This is a genomic window from Methanolobus halotolerans, from assembly GCF_004745425.1.
Classification (GTDB): domain Archaea; phylum Halobacteriota; class Methanosarcinia; order Methanosarcinales; family Methanosarcinaceae; genus Methanolobus; species Methanolobus halotolerans.
The window spans coordinates 31,786-48,009 of sequence record NZ_PGGK01000001.1; the positions used below are offsets into that span (position 1 = coordinate 31,786).

The window sequence follows — 16,224 nt, forward strand, 5'->3', positions numbered from 1 at the left end:
TAGTTTTGTAATTACTATTGCAAGATAACGTCATCTATATCATGATGTCTTTTAGCAACAAGCTTGACCTTTTCGATGTTTTTCCCGTTACGTCCTATGGCAAGTCCCTTGTCCTTATTGGATACTTCTACATAAGCTAATCGCTTGTTGTTACGGTTCACAATATTCACAGATTTGACGGTTATCGGGCCGAATGCATTCTTGATGAATGCATCAGGTTCTTCTGAGTACTCTACAAGATCGATATGCTTATCCACAGTTTTTTTCATCCGGTTTATGTGATCCCCATTCTTTCCTATAGCAGCACCCATATCGCCTGCCTTGATCACATATATTATGCGTCCGTCATCGATTATACAATCCTTGACAGTTGCTCCGGTCAGTTTTTCAAATAATGCAATATATCTGATCCCCTCTGTAGATAGCTTGATCTCACTCAAATAAGGCAACTCCGTTTAAGCTGCAGCTAATATGTCAGACTCGCCGCTGTCAAGGATGGCCATTGCTGCAATAAGGAATGGTTTACCGCATGCTGGTCCCAGTTCGGTACCAGGTCCCGGATAATTCAGTACAGGTACATTTGTACTTTCGATCTTCTCCCGGATGTCCGGTGGGCAGTTCGCAGCGAGTACTACCATCTTCGCTTCATTGTTCATGGCAGCATCAATGGTCCGGTTGGAGCCGATTATGACCTTCCCGGTCCTGATGACCTTGATAAGTGCTTTATCAATGTTAATATCCATTTAGATCAACTCATTTATAATCAATTTGAGATTTGTATTCTAATAAATGATTCCTTATATGTAGTTTCTGGTTGCTCTTCCTAAGCAACATCATATTGTTTATCTGGAAATTAGGTGTACGTCGCCTGTACCAAGCTTAATTGGCTGGCCAACGATGATGTTCTCTGTTACACCGTTGAGTTCGTCCCTGTCACCACGCATTCCTGCATCAAGCAGGTGACTGACCGTAACCTCGAAAGCTGCACGTGCGAACACACTGGCTTTCTCTCCGGATATACCATGTCTTCCGATCTGCTTTACTTCACCGTCAGAACACATGATGTCTGAAACAAGCATGATATGTCTGATGTCCACAGTAAGGCCCTGCTCACCAAGTGTGTCGGTCGCTTCTGTGATGATCGCATTCCTTGCAGCTTCGATACCGAACACCTCATAGATCTCTCCAATGTTGTTGGTATATGTCCTTGTCACATCCACGCCTTCGATCTGCAGTACCTCTTTAAGTTGTGAGCCTTCAGTATAAAGGGTATATTCCTCGCCATCTTTTCTGATGACGACCCTTTTGATACCTTCGATTCCCTTGAGGGTAATATTGTGTATGTTCTTGGCCAGTTGCAGGAGTTCCCTGTACGAAGGGGAATTAGGTATGACTACGATCTGGTTGCGGATATCTCCGGAAACAGTCACCATCACATCTAGTGATTCCCGGAGCTTGTCTGCGATATCATCTGCTGCGAGGGACCTTTGTGTAAGCGTCTTTTCATGCAGGTCTATAATCAGTTGCATATTTGCAAGATCTGTGGTGATGTCGGCAAGGTGTTCGATGTGTGTTGCCTCTATCTCCCATGCAAGCACACGGGCTTTGTCCCTGTCTGTCGCACATCCTTCTTCCAGTGCGATCGTCATCATCGGTGTACTTGGCTGCTTCCTTGCGTCTACGATCTCTATAAGACGGGGCAGTCCGAGAGTAACGTTGATCTCGGCCACACCCGCGTAGTGGAACGTACGCATGGTCATCTGTGTTCCGGGTTCTCCGATGGATTGTGCTGACACGACCCCTACCGCCTCACAAGGTTCTACACAGGCATAGTCATAACTTTCCATGAGACGTTCGATGATGTCTTCAAGTTCCTTCTTTGTGACACCGACCTTAATAGCATCGTCTCTCAATGTTCTCTTTATATTCAGAGGAAGATCGAGGGGCTCGATCATTGAATCTATGGTAGCTTCACTGACACTCATTTCAAATCACCTCTCTTCCCGTAACCATCCTGACAATGCGATGCACAGCTTCTGGTTTACTGTAATCACTCTTGGTGGAATCGATGCCATCTTCTCCGTACTTGAACTGCACGACGACACCACGTGTCTCACGGACAGACCCGTCATACTGTACTTCCAGATCCTGGAGTGCATTCACGAGTCTCCTCTGCAGGTAACCGGATTGTGATGTACGGACTGCAGTATCCACAAGACCTTCACGTCCGCCTATTGCGTGGAAGAAGTATTCGGTCGGATTCAGACCGCTCTTGTAGCTGGCTTTGACGAAACCGTGTGCGTCTGCTCCCAGGTCACCTTTATCAAAGTGTGGGAGGGTCCTTCCTGAGTAACCTCTTCTTATCCTCTCACCACGGACCGCCTGCTGTCCTACACAGGCTGCCATCTGTGTGAGGTTAAGCATTGAGCCCCTTGCACCGGATTTAGCCATTATGACTGCGGAATTCTCCAGACCAAGCTGCCTTCCGGCAATGTTACCGGTCTGGTCCCTGGCTTTACCAAGTTCCTGCATGATCTTCATTTCTATGGTTTCTTCAAGTGTACGTCCCGGCAGTGCTTCCAGTTCCTTTGCCTCATAAGCTTCGATCAGGCGCTGAACATTCTCTTCAGCTTCGTTAAGCAGGTTGGCTATCTGGGACTTGGCGGTGAGGGGTATGTCCTCATCGCTTATTCCGAAACTAAGGCCGGTTTTCATGACACCGCGTATAGCAAGCCTTGTGAAGTCATCCACGAACTTTGCACCGGCCTCTGTGCCATATTCCTTTACCATCTTGTCAAGGATCTTGCCTTTGAAAGCACCGATGGACTGTTCGTCAATTGTTCCCTTGATCATCTCTCCGTCTTCTATCACGACGTAAGCATTATACTCGCAGTCGCTTTTCTTACAGATGTCACATTTATAACAGACCTGGGCAGGGAATTCAAGATACAGTCCCTTTGGTAATATCTGGCTGAAGATCTGCTTACCGTTCCATAAAGGTTCACCGCTATCGGAATGACTTGAAGGCTCGGGAAGTACTTTGACATCGGATTTCCTGAGCAACTCCAGGGCGGCATTCTTTGTGATCTGGTTCTCATTCCTGGTCAGAAGGAACAGTCCTGAGATATGGTCGTGTATACCGCCGATGATGGGACCTCCGAAACGCGGGGAGAGGATATTTTCCTGTACCTGCATCAGAATGCTGGCCTCAGCCCTTGATTCTTCGGTCTGGAGTACGTGCATGTTCATCTCGTCACCGTCAAAGTCCGCGTTATATGGCGGACATACTGCAGGATTCAGCCTGAATGTCTTGAACGGGAGGACCTTCACCTTATGGGCCATAATACTCATCTTGTGAAGAGATGGCTGCCTGTTGAACAGAACGATATCTCCGTCCATTAGTTGCCTTTCCACTGTCCAGCCGACCTCTACCTTTTCTGCAAGTTCCTCTTTATTGAGCTCGGATACTCTTATACGCCTTCCGTCATCACGAATCACATAATTGGCACCGGGATGCACATCACTTCCTCGTTCTACATACATACGCAAAAGTTCTATGTTCCTGGTAGTGACTCTCTCGGGTATCGTCATATGTGTGGCGATCTCAAAGGGCACGCCGACCTCATTGATGCTCAGGTTCGGCTCAGGGGACACGACAGTACGTGCAGAGAAATTGACACGCTTACCTGACAGACTGCCTCTGAACCTTCCTTCCTTCCCCTTAAGACGCTGGGTAAGGGTCTTCAGAGGTCTTCCTGACCTGTGCCTTGCAGGTGGTACGCCGGACACCTCATTATCAAAGAAGGTTGTCACGTGGTACTGCAGGAGTTCCCACAGGTCCTCTATGATCAGCTGTGGGGCGCCTGCATCACGGTTCTCCTGGAATCTCTGGTTGATGCGTATGATGTCCACAAGTTTGTGGGTTAGGTCATCCTCACTGCGCTGGCCTGATTCAAGGGTGATCGATGGCCTGACTGTGACAGGTGGTACCGGAAGTACGGTCAGCACCGTCCACTCGGGTCTTGCGCTTGAAGGGTCCATTCCAATGACCTTAACATCCTCATCGGGAATGTTCTCGAAGCGGTCTCTGATCTCGGTTGGCGTCAGCTTGTGTCCATCTTCTATGTAATCGGTAGGTTTCTCGAATTTGATCTCTTTCTGTTCGGAAGAACAGTATGGGCATATCTTTGTCTTACGGGCCTCTTTGAAGACATCGTTAACGATATCGTCGGGCAGGTGTCCCATTTCCTTGGCACTTTCAAGCTGTGCAAGGAAATCTTTTTTCTTGTCTGCTTCAAGCAACAACCGGCTGCAGCTGTGGCATATGGAACGGAGGGCCTTACGAATGGTCTTGTTGAACCCCACGTGGATTACAGGAGCAACAAGTTCTATATGTCCGAAGTGACCGGGACACTCGCCTGCACGGCTTCCACATGTCTTACATTTAAGACCGGGGTCAATGACCCCGAGTCTGAGATCCATGAGTCCCATGTCGATGGGATAACCGTCATCATCGTATGTATCTGCAGTGATGATGGAGCTCACGCTCATTTTTCTTACTTCACGCGGTGATAACAAACCAAATTTGATAGCACCTATCCTTTTAGGAATTGATGGCAGATCTTTCATTTCATATCACCTCACACAGCATCCTCGAGCTGCAGCCTGGGGGCCACACCAAGGGACTTGATCTCATCAAGTAGTAATTTAAATGCATAACTCATTTCCACTGGGTGGATGTCGGTTTCGGCACCACAGTTCGCACAGTATCTTACGTTCCTTTTCCTGTCGAGCGTGGCAATCATTCCGCAGTGGCCGCAAACCAGCTCCACTACCTTATCCGATTCATCAAGCAATCTTTCTTTCAATGTCATTGCAGCGCCATGTCCTATTAGCACATCACGCTCCATTTCTCCGAACCGCAGACCTCCTTCTCTGGCACGTCCTTCGGTGGGCTGGCGGGTAAGCACCTGTACAGGACCGCGGGACCTTGCATGTATCTTTGATGCTACCATGTGGTGCAGTTTCTGGTAAAGGATAACTCCTACGAACACATCTGCCTGAATCTTGTTTCCGGTAACCCCATCAAAGAACACTTCCTTGCCGGTATGTGCGAAACCCTGTTCTTTAAGTCCTGCACGCAGGTCGTCCTCATACTCTCCGGAGAATGCGGTTGCATTGATACGCCTTCCTTCCATGGAGCCGACCTTGCCTCCTATCATCTCAAGCACGTGGCCAACGGTCATACGTGAAGGGATTGCGTGTGGGTTGATGACCAGATCCGGAACTACTCCGGTTTCCGTGAATGGCATGTCTGCGTAAGGGACTATCAGTCCTATGACACCCTTCTGTCCGTGTCTGGAAGCGAACTTGTCGCCTATCTCGGGTATCCTCTGATCCCTTATCTTTACTTTTGCAAGCCTGGTCCCGTTGATGGATTCTGTGAGCAGCACCGTATCGACTATACCCTTCTCATTGGACCGCATTGTGATTGCACTTTCCCTGCGCTGTTCCACAGTGATACCAAAATCCGACTGTTCTTCAAGAAAACGCGGAGGGCTGGTCTTTCCGATAAGGACGTCGTTTGGTCCGACGACGGTCTCAGGGTTCACGAGGCCGTCTACATCCAGGTTCGCATAGGCTTCGGGACTACGTGCGCCCCTGAACTCGGAATCCGGAATCTCGAATTTGTCTTCCTGTCCGCCAGGATATCTCCTTTCCTCACCTTCGAATGTCCTTACAAAGTGGCTTCTTCCAAGGCCCCTTTCAATGGAACCTTTGTTGAATACAAGGGCATCCTCAATATTGTGCCCTTCGTAGGACATAACCGCTACGACAAAGTTCTGTCCTGCCGGCCTTTCATCAAAGTGGGTAGCCTCACAGGTCTGGGTCCTTACCATTGCTTTCTGTGGATAGTGCAAAAGGTGTGCGCGTGTGTCAGGCCTGAGCTTTGTGTTGGATGTCGATACGCCGATACATTGCTTTACCATCGCCGCACCCATGGTATTACGAGGTGACGCGTTATGCTCAGGATATGGTACCATGCCTGTGCATATACCTAGCATCAGGCCGGGGTTGATCTCCAGGTGGGTGTGCTTTTCGGTAATGTCTGTACCATAGAGGGCAATGAACGCATTTTCTTCTTCTTCTGAATCCAGGAATTCTATTTTCCCTTCACCGAGAAGTTCGTCAAAGGTCAATTCACCCAATGCTATCTGTTCCTGCTCATCCTGGCTTATAAGGGATTTCCCATCCTCCACGATGATAAGCGGTCTTCTTGCACGACCCATATCCGAACTGATTATTACCTCATGTATATCTTCATACAGGGTCACATTGATCTGGCTGGAAACAACTCCTGCCCTGCGCTGCTTTCTGATGTTCTCCACCAGGTCTGTCGGATCAGTATGTGTTCCTATGAGTTCTCCGTTCAGGAACACTTTAGCCTCATTCATCGGGGTTGCCTCCTATACTATCATCCAGTGTATCCGAATAGCTCGTATATCCTATCGCTTCTGTACTCTCATTCTCTGTATGCGGGATGCTTTCAAGTTCTTCAATGTAGTCACCCAGTTCTTCTTCGTAGCCTGGTACCTTCATGGTTGCGGAACGCAGTGTGGTAGGCACGACGTTGAGGTCGTGTAATATGTTCTTGATGACATTGTTATCATCAGTCCCTGTGGAAAGTTCCACCATCTGTGCGAAGTTCTTTACCAGTCCACAGTTAGGACCTTCCGGGGTTTCTGAAGGGCATAATCTCCCCCATTGTGTGGGGTGCAGGTCACGGGCTTCAAAGTGTGGCTGTGCTCTTGAAAGCGGGGATATCACACGTCTCAGGTGGGACAGTGTCGATATGTAATCGGTCCTGTCAAGCAGTTGTGATACGCCTGTCCTGCCGCCTACCCAGTTCCCGGTTGCAAGCGGGTGTTGTAACCTGTCGGTAAGCACATCAGCCCTTACAAGAGTGATGACGTTGAGTTCGCGGTTTCGCATATTGGCTCTTTCGAGCTGATATTTTACATCACGGGAAAGCCTGTTAAAAGCCACTCTGAACAGGTCCTCCATCAGGTCACCTGTGAGTTTTAGCCTCTTGTTGGAATAGTGATCTTTATCATCCTCATTCCTCTTAGCAAGGGCAAGTTCAAAGCATGACTCGGCCATCCTGCCAAGGAAGTTTGCCTTTGCTACCCTGTTTGAAGGCTCGTTGCCCAGGTGTGGCAACAGGTACCTGTCGATTACATAATTGGCACGTTTTATCTGGTAATCCCTGGCCTGCCCGGAAGCTACGCGGGAACCTATCTTTTCCATAGCTTCTTCGATCGTGTCGACTTCAGCCTCTTCAAGGTTCTCGAACATAAACTTCATTATTTCGGGATCGGTGGAAACGATCTTGACAAGATCTTCATCAGTCTCAACACCGAGTGCCCTCATGAGTGTGATGAAATTGACACGTCCTGATATGGATGGGAACGAGACCTCCAGAAGTGATTTTCTTCCTCTTTCGACAACTACGAGTGCCCTGTAGCCTCTCCTTTGAGAAAATACTTTGGAAACTTCGATGGTGTCGCCATACCTCTCCCCGAATTCGGTGAGTATCTTGTTAGGAGCAAGATCCTCAAGCGTCATGACCACGCGCTCGGTTCCGTTTACGATGAAATATCCTCCCGGGTCAAGAGGATCTTCGCCGTATTTGACCATTTCTTCATCGGTCAGATCCTGCAGATTACAGATGTTGGATTTGATCATGACCGGAAGCTGGCCGATCTTTGCTTCCTGTGGTTCTTTCTCTTCCTCGCCTTCTACTACGCTCATCTGAAGGTAAAGAGGTGCGGAATAGGATAGGTTTCTAAGCCTTGCCTCGTTAGGGTAGAGCTTTTCGATGGCTCCGTCTGCCTCTTTAACAATTGGATTCTCGACCCTGATCTTCCCCAGCTTGATGTATGTATCTTCAAGGTCCGTTTCAATTATTTTCTGTTCATCGATTATTTTCTGAAGCCCGGTTTCCAGAAACTTGTTGTAAGAATCGATATGATGTTGCACGATTTTATCTTTCGTGAAAAATGATTTCGCAATCTGTCCTTTACTTAACGCTATGATAGCACCCTCTTTATGTAATTAATGATATCGCGAAAAAAACATAATAGTGATGTCCTTGTTCTCTTGTGAAATGCATGATTTTGATTTCACGCAATGACAAGTCGATAATAAAATGCCTCGCCGGCGGTCTGGCTCTTTCGGGTTATCCTGACAACTTCTCCAACCTGCGCCCCAATCTCTTGTACAACAGGATCTTCGACTTTCACCTTTGGAAGTTGTTCTTTCCCGATATTGTATATTTTTAAAACAGCTTTCAATTCTTCTTCCGACATGATCTCATGTTTCGGGATTAACTCATGGTCGAGCAGGCTAAACTTTCTCACTTATTCTCCTCCCTCAAAAATGTGAACGTGAACACTCCGCAAAATATATGGCGAGCTCGTAGGGATTTGAACCCTAGGCCGTCTGGTTAAAAGCCAGACGCTCTGCCTGACTGAGCTACGAGCCCATTGTGATTTATGTGGTTTTTGCTGGAGGTACTGCACGTCCTTTCTTCGGTGTAGCGGTGACAAAAGGAACCCATGTTATATATAGCTTGTGGGGGCAGTTGCCATTGGTACTATTTTTATCATGTAACGTTATTTCGCCATATATATTTATTTGTTTTCTATTTTATTTGTCTCAGATTAAATAATTAAATCTCACAACGTATATATATGATTGATTTTGACATTTACAATGTTACTCCACTATTTTCTTGGTAAGTGTATAATTGTGGCTCTCTCTCTGATTTTTTCAATATGTTGCTCGTGTATGTAGTATAATTATCACAAATACACCGTATGCGGATAATTCCTGGCATTAAAAAGAATAAATGCGGTTTTATGTACCGCATGACCAGCTGTCCATGTATAATGTCTGCTCCGGTGAAAGCTTATCCAGACTGATTCCCATGGACTTAAGCTTCATCTCTGCAACACTTATGTCCAGCTCACGGGGGACGGAATGAACTCCGTTCACAAGCGTATTCTCGGCAATGTATCTCACACAGAGTGCCTGGTTTGCAAAGCTCATATCCATGACCTCGGCAGGATGCCCGTCACCAGCTGCGAGGTTCACGAGCCTTCCCTCGGCAAGGACATATACCTTCCTGTCACCAAGATCATATTCCTTGATATTCTTCCTGGCGGTGCGTACTGATCCTGCCATCTTTTTGAGATCCTCAAGATTTATCTCAACATTGAAGTGGCCTGAGTTGGCAAGGATGGCACCGTCCTTGATGACCTCAAAATGTTCCCCTGAGAGGATATCGCGGTTACCTGTGGTGGTGAGGAATATGTCGCCTATCTTCGCAGCCTCTTTCATTGGCATTACCTCATTCCCGTCCATGCGGGCTTCCAGTGCCCTTATTGGGTCGATCTCCGTTACGATGACGTTTGCTCCGAGTCCCTTGGCACGCAATGCCGCTCCTTTTCCGCACCATCCATATCCGCCAATGACTACATTCTTTCCGGCAATAAGGAGATTTGTGGTTCTCATGATGCCGTCCCAGGAGGACTGTCCTGTGCCGTAGCGGTTGTCAAAAAGGAACTTTGTCATAGCATCATTGACAGCAATGACTGGCATATTCAGGGCACCCTCGCGTTCCATAGACTTTAACCTGTGTATCCCGGTGGTTGTCTCTTCACAGCCTCCGAGGATAGTAGCAAGCATTTCCGGACGTTCCGTATGCATCTTGAAGATAAGGTCTGCACCATCGTCAATTGTGATGTCAGGGCCGAAATCAAGGACCTTGTCGATGGCTTCATAGTAATCTTCAGTGGAGCAATCGTAGGATGCGTGGCAGTCAATGCAATTACGTGTATCCAGCGCAAGTGCGACATCATCCTGTGTACTTAGCGGGTTGCAGCCCGCAATGGCAACTTCCGCACCACCTGCTGCCAGTGTCTCAACAAGTACGGCAGTTTTGGCCTCTACATGCAATGCCATGGCGATCCTGTGTCCATCAAGTGGTTTTTCTTTCTCGAACTGTTCTCTGACTGCTGCAATGACAGGCATGTGACTGCGAGCCCACTCTATCTTCTGGTTGCCGGACTCTACCATTTCTTTGTTACTCATTTAATATCTCCTCTGATAATTTGAATATAGTTTGCTGTATGTACTTATAAATTAATATTCAAGAGTTAATCCTTGAGACCAGGTTTTTTGAGATACGTTTCATCCTCTCAAGGATGCTTTGTTCATCAAGGCATGTGATCTCATGGTCTTCCATCAGTATCTTTCCGTTGACTATTGTGGTCTTGACATCCTTTCCATTTGCAGCATAGACCATATGTGATGCGATATCATATGCTGGACTCAGGTGAGGTTGTTTCATGTCAACGATTATGATGTCCGCATTGTATCCTTCCTTTAACATCCCGCTGTTTATACTAAGAGCCTTTGCACCGTTCACGGTGGCCATTTCAAGCACCTGGCTTGCAGGCAATACAGTGGGGTCCATGGTGCTGACTTTCTGGAGGAGTGCCGCTGTCTTCATCTCCTCGAACATGTCCAGGTTATTATTGGATGCGCATCCGTCTGTTCCCAGTGTAACATTGGCTCCGGCGGAGAGCAGCTTTGCAACAGGCGCTATCCCTGATGCAAGTTTCATATTACTGATTACATTGTGGGAGATGTTCACCTTGTGCTCTGCAAGTATCCGGATATCACCGTCGGAAAGCCAGACACAGTGAGCTGCAAGCACATCTGGTCCCCAGAAGTCTATATCTTTAAGGAAATGTATGGAGCACATGCCGAAGTTCTCTTTCATATGATCAAGTTCGGCCTCCGTTTCCAGTACGTGAATGTGTATCCCTGCATTGTCCCTCACAGCCTGCTCTTTAACCCTGATCAGGAAATCTCTGGAGCATGTATTGGGTGCATGCGGTCCGTACATTGTAGTTATCCTGCCGTCTGCTTTCCCGTTCCATTCTCTTACGAACTCCGTACCTTTTTTGAGCTCTGCATCTGCTTTCTCCGTATCACCGAAGTCTAGCATCCCGTAGGAAAGTGCTGCCCTCATGCCGGATTCCTCTACAGCCTGCGCGACCATGTCCATGTGGATATACATGTCTGCAAAGGCAGTGGTTCCGGATCGGATCATCTCCAGGCAGGCAACTAGTGTCCCGCCATAGATGTCCTCATCGCCGGCCTGTGCTTCCGCGGGCCAGATGTGGTCTTCAAGCCACTCCTTTAAAGGCATATCGTCCGCATATCCCCTGAACAGCGTCATTCCCGCATGGCAGTGAGTGTTTACCAGCCCGGGCATGACAACGCCTTCTCTGGCATCGATTATCTTTTCTGCAGTGCTTTCCGTTGAACTGCCGACTTCCGTTATGATGCCATCCTCGATAACCACAACACCGCTCTCAATATCTCCTTTATCGGGATCCATTGTAAGTACGTATGCATTCTTTATTATGATATCAGCCATTTTTGCTTCTCCTGATTAGCTTCTCTTTTGAGTTCTTCAAGGTACAGGTGCATTATCCTGAGCCGCTGCTCTGCAATCACTTTTGCGGTTTCAGTGTTCAGTCTGTCCATTATCCTGAAAGGTTTCTTTTCCATATAATCGTAAAATCCGTCAAAGGGATTATCAGTATATGCATTCATGGACGTTTCCTTGACTGTGCCGATACTATTTTTCAGCGCCCTCAGGGCCCCCATGGAAACCAGTGAACGGAAGATCCCGACTGCTCCAAGTGCATCCAGCCTGTCTGCATCCTGTAATATGCATGCCTCGGTGGTCTCGGCTTTCATGCCTCTGCTGAACCTGTGGGTCAGGATACAGGATGCCACGTGCTCTATGAGCTCGCTTTCAACGCCTTCGGCGGAAAGGAATTCCCGCGCTGTCTCTGCACCGTACTCAGCATGATTCCCGCCTTCCCGGTGCTCCCTTACGATCCCTATGTCATGAAGCAATGCTGCAAGTCGCAGTACCTTAAGGTCGCCGCCTTCTTTTTCCCGTATCTCGAGACAAAGCGCTTCCACACGTTCTATATGCGAGATATCATGGGTGCTTGGCTCATCTGCCAGTACCTCTGCGACAAATCCTCTTGTGCGTTCTATCAGATCCATTGAATCCCTCTTTCCCCTGCCTGCAGTTTCAATCTTTCCTGGATCGCATAGAGTGCATCAGAGATCACCTTGTTGTTATCGTATGAGACGATGACATCCCGGAGGGACTGCCGGCTGTCATGCTTCATGTCCTTTGCGAACTGTGTCATGTTCTGCAGCGCCCTGGTGACATTGTCTATAATGGATACGGTAGAGCTCAGTGATGTCCTTGAGAGTGGGTTCAGGTCGATGGATATCACAGTCTTTCCCATTTCCACAAGTTTCTGGCAGCGATCTCCGTCTTCCAGGGGAACTAGTACAACATCAGCATTGAAGATGCCTTCTTCGTCAACGATCGCCCTGTCATGGGACAAGTCCAGTCTCTTGTCTCCCTTGCAGCCGAGCACCTTTCCCGCCCCCCGGGATTTCAGGTGTTCTGCGATCTTATGTATGCGTGCATCACTTCTATGAAAAAGGTTCACCTCCAGGGTCGCACCGGTGACATCTGCAAGTGCTACAAGGTTCTCAGGCACGAGAGCTGCAGTGTTTCCATTTACGGAGATGATCAGTTTGGTTGCGAGAAGCATGTGGGCCACAGCCGCACGTTCTGCAAAGGCGGCGGATTCGGTCGTACGTTCTCCGATGAGGTAATCGAATGCCTCGCCCCGACCTTGGGCAACCAGTCCCTGCTTGCTGGTAATGCCGATGCGCACTCCTTCTACTATCTTCTCCCTTGTTATAAGGGATTCATATCTTGGATGTTCTCTGGAAATCTCTGTCATTCAGTCGCTTTTCTCCTTATGTTCAGCTGCTGGCATCCAATATTATACCCTGGTCCGTTGGGACGAGCATTGTCTGTATTTCCTGCCCCTGCAACATCTCTATATACTTGTAGTTTATGAGATTAGGGTTCTTAGCCAGCTGTTCATTGATAATTCCAAGTGCTTCGGCTTCACCATGTGCCTTTGCTATTGTCGAGTTTGCAATACCGTTCGCCTCGATTATCTTTCTTTCTGCTTCAAGCTGCTCTTTTTGCTTTACAAATATCATCCTCTGGGCATCCTGGTCCGCCTGGAGTTTTGCTTCAATAGCCTCGGCAACTTTTGTCGGCAATACCACATTTCTCACCAATACCTCTTCCACAACGATGCCATCATTTCCCAACGCATTGTCTATGCTCATCAGCATTTCTCCTGCCACAAGTTGTCTTTCTTCCCCATAGACCTGCAAAGCTGTTTTGGTTGCTACTACTTCACGTATGGATGATCTTATTGTGGGACGTATTATCTTTTCAGCATAATTAGCTCCAAGTTTCTGATGTACATTGCTGACATCATCCGGTATTAATCTGTACCTGACAGTTATATCCAGTCCAAGGGTAAGTCCTTCTACTGTAAGGGCCTTTATCTGGTCATCTCCTGTTATCTGACCTTCATTTTGAGCTTCGCTCATGGTGTATGTTTCACTTCTGACGGAATATTTGGTGACACTGACCCATGGAGGTACGATGTGCAACCCCTCACCAAGTTCTTCTTCCTCGACCCCGCCGAACTGGTTGAACTTCACTCCTGCCTCACCGGCTCCAACAGATACAAAAATAGATCCGAACATTACTGAAAAGATGATAAGTATTATGAAAAGGATTCCGATCGAGCGTAATATGTTAACAAATATCGGGGGTATTTCCTTGATAGGCATGTCTGGAATGCCTTTTTTAGGCTTTGGGTCCCACTGCTCGTCAATAACCATTTTTTAATTTCTCCTTCATTTTGCTTTAATATATTTTTCCAGTGAACTATGAACATACTTGTAAATAGGTTTGCGCTATCCTTGCTGTTTAAAGTGGTTCTACACTTCCGGTCCTGATTCTGTAATGCAGTACGTTTCCAAACTCGGAAAGTATGTCTATTATCCCGGTAGCATTATCTTCAGGTCTTTGTGCTATTGCAAACACTGTGTTTCCCAGCATTGCCTGGGATGCGAGCCCCCCGGAGGATTCTACCGCTTCGATAACATCAACTATCTTATCATTTGCCAGGCCTGTCTCGATTGAGAAATCCCTTGAGCAAAGCATGAAATTCTCCAGTGTATTCCTTCTCATGAGTCTCTTCATAGCAGACCTTCCTGCCTGATTGATACTTTCAACTGTTTCTCTGCTGCTGAGTACTGATGATGTGGACAGTTGGCCAAGCACGATACACCAGATATCCTGTTTGCCGACGGGGATTCTGTCATATGTACCTATGCCGGGTGCACCTGGTGTTTTCCTGATCACCACTCCGCCCAGTGACTGGGCAGCAACATCTCCCAGTCCGCTCCTGTTCTTTACTTCTGCGATATGTGCAACCTGATCCAGTTTGCTGCTCGTGAGATCCAGGCGGAGTGCAGAGTTGAGCGCATAAGCCGTTCCCAGGGCACCTGCGCCTGATGCGCCCATCCCCGATTCAATGGGTATCTCTGCCTTGCTTTCAATTTTCACCGGCCTGTTAGTAAGCGTTCCAATCACAGTACGGATAGTCAGCCCCTCGACTTTTACGTCGTTGAGGGATACGACTGTCTCTTCTATGTCTTCTCCGCAAGTGACAGTTGTTTGAATGCCTGTGTCAAGGACTATCCCGCAGCCTGTGGATCCTTTTCTTAATGGGTCATTATGATCGTGTACTTCAAAGAAACCTGTGATATGAGCCGGTGCAAATGCTTTTGCACTGGCCGTACTCCTGGAGGGCATCAATACTTTTCTCCTGAAGAAAAAATTGCGGTGATCTCATCCATCAGGGCAACTGCAATCATACTTTTGGAACCAATGAAGTTCAGGTGCTCTTTTCTACCAGGCCGGATGACGCAAACATTGTTATTCTCTGTTCCAATACCCCCGGTGCTGACATCATTTGCAACTATCATATCAAGTCCTGTATACTCCAGAGTCTGCAGGGCACGCCCTATGAGCTCCTTTTCCCCAATGCCGGTTTCTGCCTTGAATCCAACTATTTTTATTTCCGGATGGGCATCCCTTGCCTCTTTTATGAGCTTGCGCGTGGGCCTGAGCGAAAGCACAAGTTCATCTCCTGATTTAATCTTAGTCTCAGCTGCTTCAAGTGTGTAATCACTAATTGCAGCCGCGCTTATCAGCACATCACAACCCTTTCCAAGCTCTTCAAGAACTGCATTTGTCATCTGCTCCGCACTTTCTGCATGTATTTCGTTAATTCCGCAAATTCCGGCCATGTTCCTGTGGACGATCGTGACCTCAGCACCTCTGCGGTAGGCCTCCAGTGCCAGCTCGATCCCGGTCTTCCCGGATGCCCTGTTGGTGAGTATGCGTATCGGGTCAACGGCTTCAGCGGTTGCACCGCTTGTTATGAGCACCTTTTTACCGCGCAGGCTGTTGCTGCCTATCATGCGCTCGACCTCGAGCACGATCTCATCGTTTCCGGCTATCTTGGCAATGCCTTCTTCTATCCTGGGTCCGACAAAGCGTATTCCCCAGCCTTCTAACTTCTCAATGTTCGCTGCCAATGCCGGATGATTGTACATATCTTCATGCATTGCAGGCACGACCATTACGTTTTTTCCTGCTCCGACCGCCGTTGTCGCGAACGTCGTCACCGGTGTGTCATCTATCCCTGTTGCAATCTTCCCGATGGTATTGGCTGTTGAAGGTGCCACAAGCAACAGGTCTGCCCTGCCCATATTGCCAAAGAACTCCACATGCTCTATCTTACCGGTAATCGCAGTGATCACCTCGTTCCCGGTAGCATAATGCAGGGCCATGGGATTGATTATCCATTCGGCAGCCTCGCTCATAACGGCATGCACATCCGCCCCTCTGCGTATAAGCTCCCTGGAAAGTTCTACGGTTCTCACAGCAGCAATGCTGCCTGTTACCGCAAGCACGATGGTCTTTCCCTGAAGTGAGCGGGATTTTGCGGACTTTATCCAGAGGGTGGGATGTTCGTTTGGAATCCTGGGCATGTTCTATCCTTTTTTGATTAAATAAGTGGATTTTTAGTATTTAAGGAGGTTGGGTAGGATATTTGATTCAGGTGAATTTCAAATCACTTAGATAAGTATTGTATAAAATACTACATA

At 47.8% G+C, this 16,224-nt stretch carries 14 protein-coding genes and 1 tRNA gene; all 15 read right to left on the reverse strand.

Features of this window, described 5'->3' with window-relative positions:
* Nucleotides 1–14: 14 nt before the first annotated feature.
* Nucleotides 15–440 carry a NusA-like transcription termination signal-binding factor gene (locus tag CUN85_RS00180; protein ID WP_135387785.1) on the reverse strand — a complete coding sequence of 142 codons (426 nt, stop codon included), beginning with the start codon at nucleotides 438–440 and terminating at the stop codon, nucleotides 15–17.
* Nucleotides 441–455: 15 nt separating this feature from the next.
* The gene (locus CUN85_RS00185; RefSeq protein ID WP_135387787.1) at nucleotides 456–743 is read right to left on the reverse strand and encodes a 50S ribosomal protein L30e; all 288 of its coding nucleotides are present in this window, start codon (nucleotides 741–743) and stop codon (nucleotides 456–458) included.
* A gap of 99 nt (nucleotides 744–842) precedes the next feature.
* Nucleotides 843–1,985: a DNA-directed RNA polymerase subunit A'' gene (gene rpoA2, locus CUN85_RS00190; RefSeq protein ID WP_135387789.1), complete on the reverse strand. Its 1,143-nt coding sequence runs from the start codon at nucleotides 1,983–1,985 to the stop codon at nucleotides 843–845.
* Nucleotide 1,986: 1 nt separating this feature from the next.
* Nucleotides 1,987–4,629: a DNA-directed RNA polymerase subunit A' gene (locus tag CUN85_RS00195; RefSeq protein WP_135387791.1), complete on the reverse strand. Its 2,643-nt coding sequence runs from the start codon at nucleotides 4,627–4,629 to the stop codon at nucleotides 1,987–1,989.
* Nucleotides 4,630–4,640: 11 nt separating this feature from the next.
* Nucleotides 4,641–6,455: a DNA-directed RNA polymerase subunit B gene (gene rpoB, locus CUN85_RS00200; RefSeq protein ID WP_135387793.1), complete on the reverse strand. Its 1,815-nt coding sequence runs from the start codon at nucleotides 6,453–6,455 to the stop codon at nucleotides 4,641–4,643.
* Nucleotides 6,448–8,040 carry a DNA-directed RNA polymerase subunit B'' gene (locus CUN85_RS00205; RefSeq protein WP_235856133.1) on the reverse strand — a complete coding sequence of 531 codons (1,593 nt, stop codon included), beginning with the start codon at nucleotides 8,038–8,040 and terminating at the stop codon, nucleotides 6,448–6,450. The genes rpoB and CUN85_RS00205 overlap by 8 nt, the downstream gene beginning before the upstream one ends.
* A 143-nt stretch (nucleotides 8,041–8,183) precedes the next feature.
* Nucleotides 8,184–8,420: a DNA-directed RNA polymerase subunit H gene (locus tag CUN85_RS00210; protein ID WP_135387797.1), complete on the reverse strand. Its 237-nt coding sequence runs from the start codon at nucleotides 8,418–8,420 to the stop codon at nucleotides 8,184–8,186.
* A gap of 48 nt (nucleotides 8,421–8,468) precedes the next feature.
* A tRNA-Lys gene (locus tag CUN85_RS00215) sits at nucleotides 8,469–8,545 on the reverse strand.
* 374 nt (nucleotides 8,546–8,919) lie between these two features.
* Nucleotides 8,920–10,155 (reverse strand): adenosylhomocysteinase, encoded by a 1,236-nt coding sequence (locus CUN85_RS00220; RefSeq protein WP_135387799.1) that lies wholly within the window; start codon nucleotides 10,153–10,155, stop codon nucleotides 8,920–8,922.
* A 58-nt stretch (nucleotides 10,156–10,213) separates the two neighbouring features.
* Entirely contained in the window at nucleotides 10,214–11,512 is a 1,299-nt protein-coding gene (locus CUN85_RS00225; protein WP_135387801.1) for an amidohydrolase family protein, read from the reverse strand.
* Nucleotides 11,497–12,156, reverse strand: coding sequence for an HD domain-containing protein (locus CUN85_RS00230; RefSeq protein ID WP_135387803.1), 660 nt, complete (start codon nucleotides 12,154–12,156; stop codon nucleotides 11,497–11,499). The genes CUN85_RS00225 and CUN85_RS00230 overlap by 16 nt, the downstream gene beginning before the upstream one ends.
* Entirely contained in the window at nucleotides 12,147–12,917 is a 771-nt protein-coding gene (locus tag CUN85_RS00235; protein WP_135387805.1) for a 4-phosphopantoate--beta-alanine ligase, read from the reverse strand. Before CUN85_RS00235 ends, CUN85_RS00230 begins: the two co-directional genes overlap by 10 nt.
* 22 nt (nucleotides 12,918–12,939) lie before the next feature.
* The gene (locus CUN85_RS00240; RefSeq protein WP_135387807.1) at nucleotides 12,940–13,884 is read right to left on the reverse strand and encodes a prohibitin family protein; all 945 of its coding nucleotides are present in this window, start codon (nucleotides 13,882–13,884) and stop codon (nucleotides 12,940–12,942) included.
* An 88-nt stretch (nucleotides 13,885–13,972) separates the two neighbouring features.
* Nucleotides 13,973–14,863, reverse strand: a complete 891-nt coding sequence (locus tag CUN85_RS00245; protein ID WP_135387809.1) for a pantoate kinase — start codon at nucleotides 14,861–14,863, stop codon at nucleotides 13,973–13,975.
* The gene (coaBC, locus tag CUN85_RS00250) at nucleotides 14,863–16,107 is read right to left on the reverse strand and encodes a bifunctional phosphopantothenoylcysteine decarboxylase/phosphopantothenate--cysteine ligase CoaBC (protein ID WP_135387811.1); all 1,245 of its coding nucleotides are present in this window, start codon (nucleotides 16,105–16,107) and stop codon (nucleotides 14,863–14,865) included. The genes CUN85_RS00245 and coaBC overlap by 1 nt, the downstream gene beginning before the upstream one ends.
* Between the last annotated feature and the right edge of the window lie 117 nt (nucleotides 16,108–16,224).

Coding starts and splice junctions, on each gene's coding strand:
- CUN85_RS00195 (WP_135387791.1), bottom strand. CDS start 4,629: ATGAAAGATCTGCCATCAATTCCTAAAAGGATAGGTGCTATCAAATTT.
- rpoB (WP_135387793.1), bottom strand. CDS start 6,455: ATGAATGAGGCTAAAGTGTTCCTGAACGGAGAACTCATAGGAACACAT.
- CUN85_RS00225 (WP_135387801.1), bottom strand. CDS start 11,512: ATGGCTGATATCATAATAAAGAATGCATACGTACTTACAATGGATCCC.
- coaBC (WP_135387811.1), bottom strand. CDS start 16,107: ATGCCCAGGATTCCAAACGAACATCCCACCCTCTGGATAAAGTCCGCA.
- CUN85_RS00185 (WP_135387787.1), bottom strand. CDS start 743: ATGGATATTAACATTGATAAAGCACTTATCAAGGTCATCAGGACCGGG.
- CUN85_RS00235 (WP_135387805.1), bottom strand. CDS start 12,917: ATGACAGAGATTTCCAGAGAACATCCAAGATATGAATCCCTTATAACA.
- CUN85_RS00240 (WP_135387807.1), bottom strand. CDS start 13,884: ATGGTTATTGACGAGCAGTGGGACCCAAAGCCTAAAAAAGGCATTCCA.
- CUN85_RS00245 (WP_135387809.1), bottom strand. CDS start 14,863: ATGCCCTCCAGGAGTACGGCCAGTGCAAAAGCATTTGCACCGGCTCAT.
- rpoA2 (WP_135387789.1), bottom strand. CDS start 1,985: ATGAGTGTCAGTGAAGCTACCATAGATTCAATGATCGAGCCCCTCGAT.
- CUN85_RS00230 (WP_135387803.1), bottom strand. CDS start 12,156: ATGGATCTGATAGAACGCACAAGAGGATTTGTCGCAGAGGTACTGGCA.
- CUN85_RS00220 (WP_135387799.1), bottom strand. CDS start 10,155: ATGAGTAACAAAGAAATGGTAGAGTCCGGCAACCAGAAGATAGAGTGG.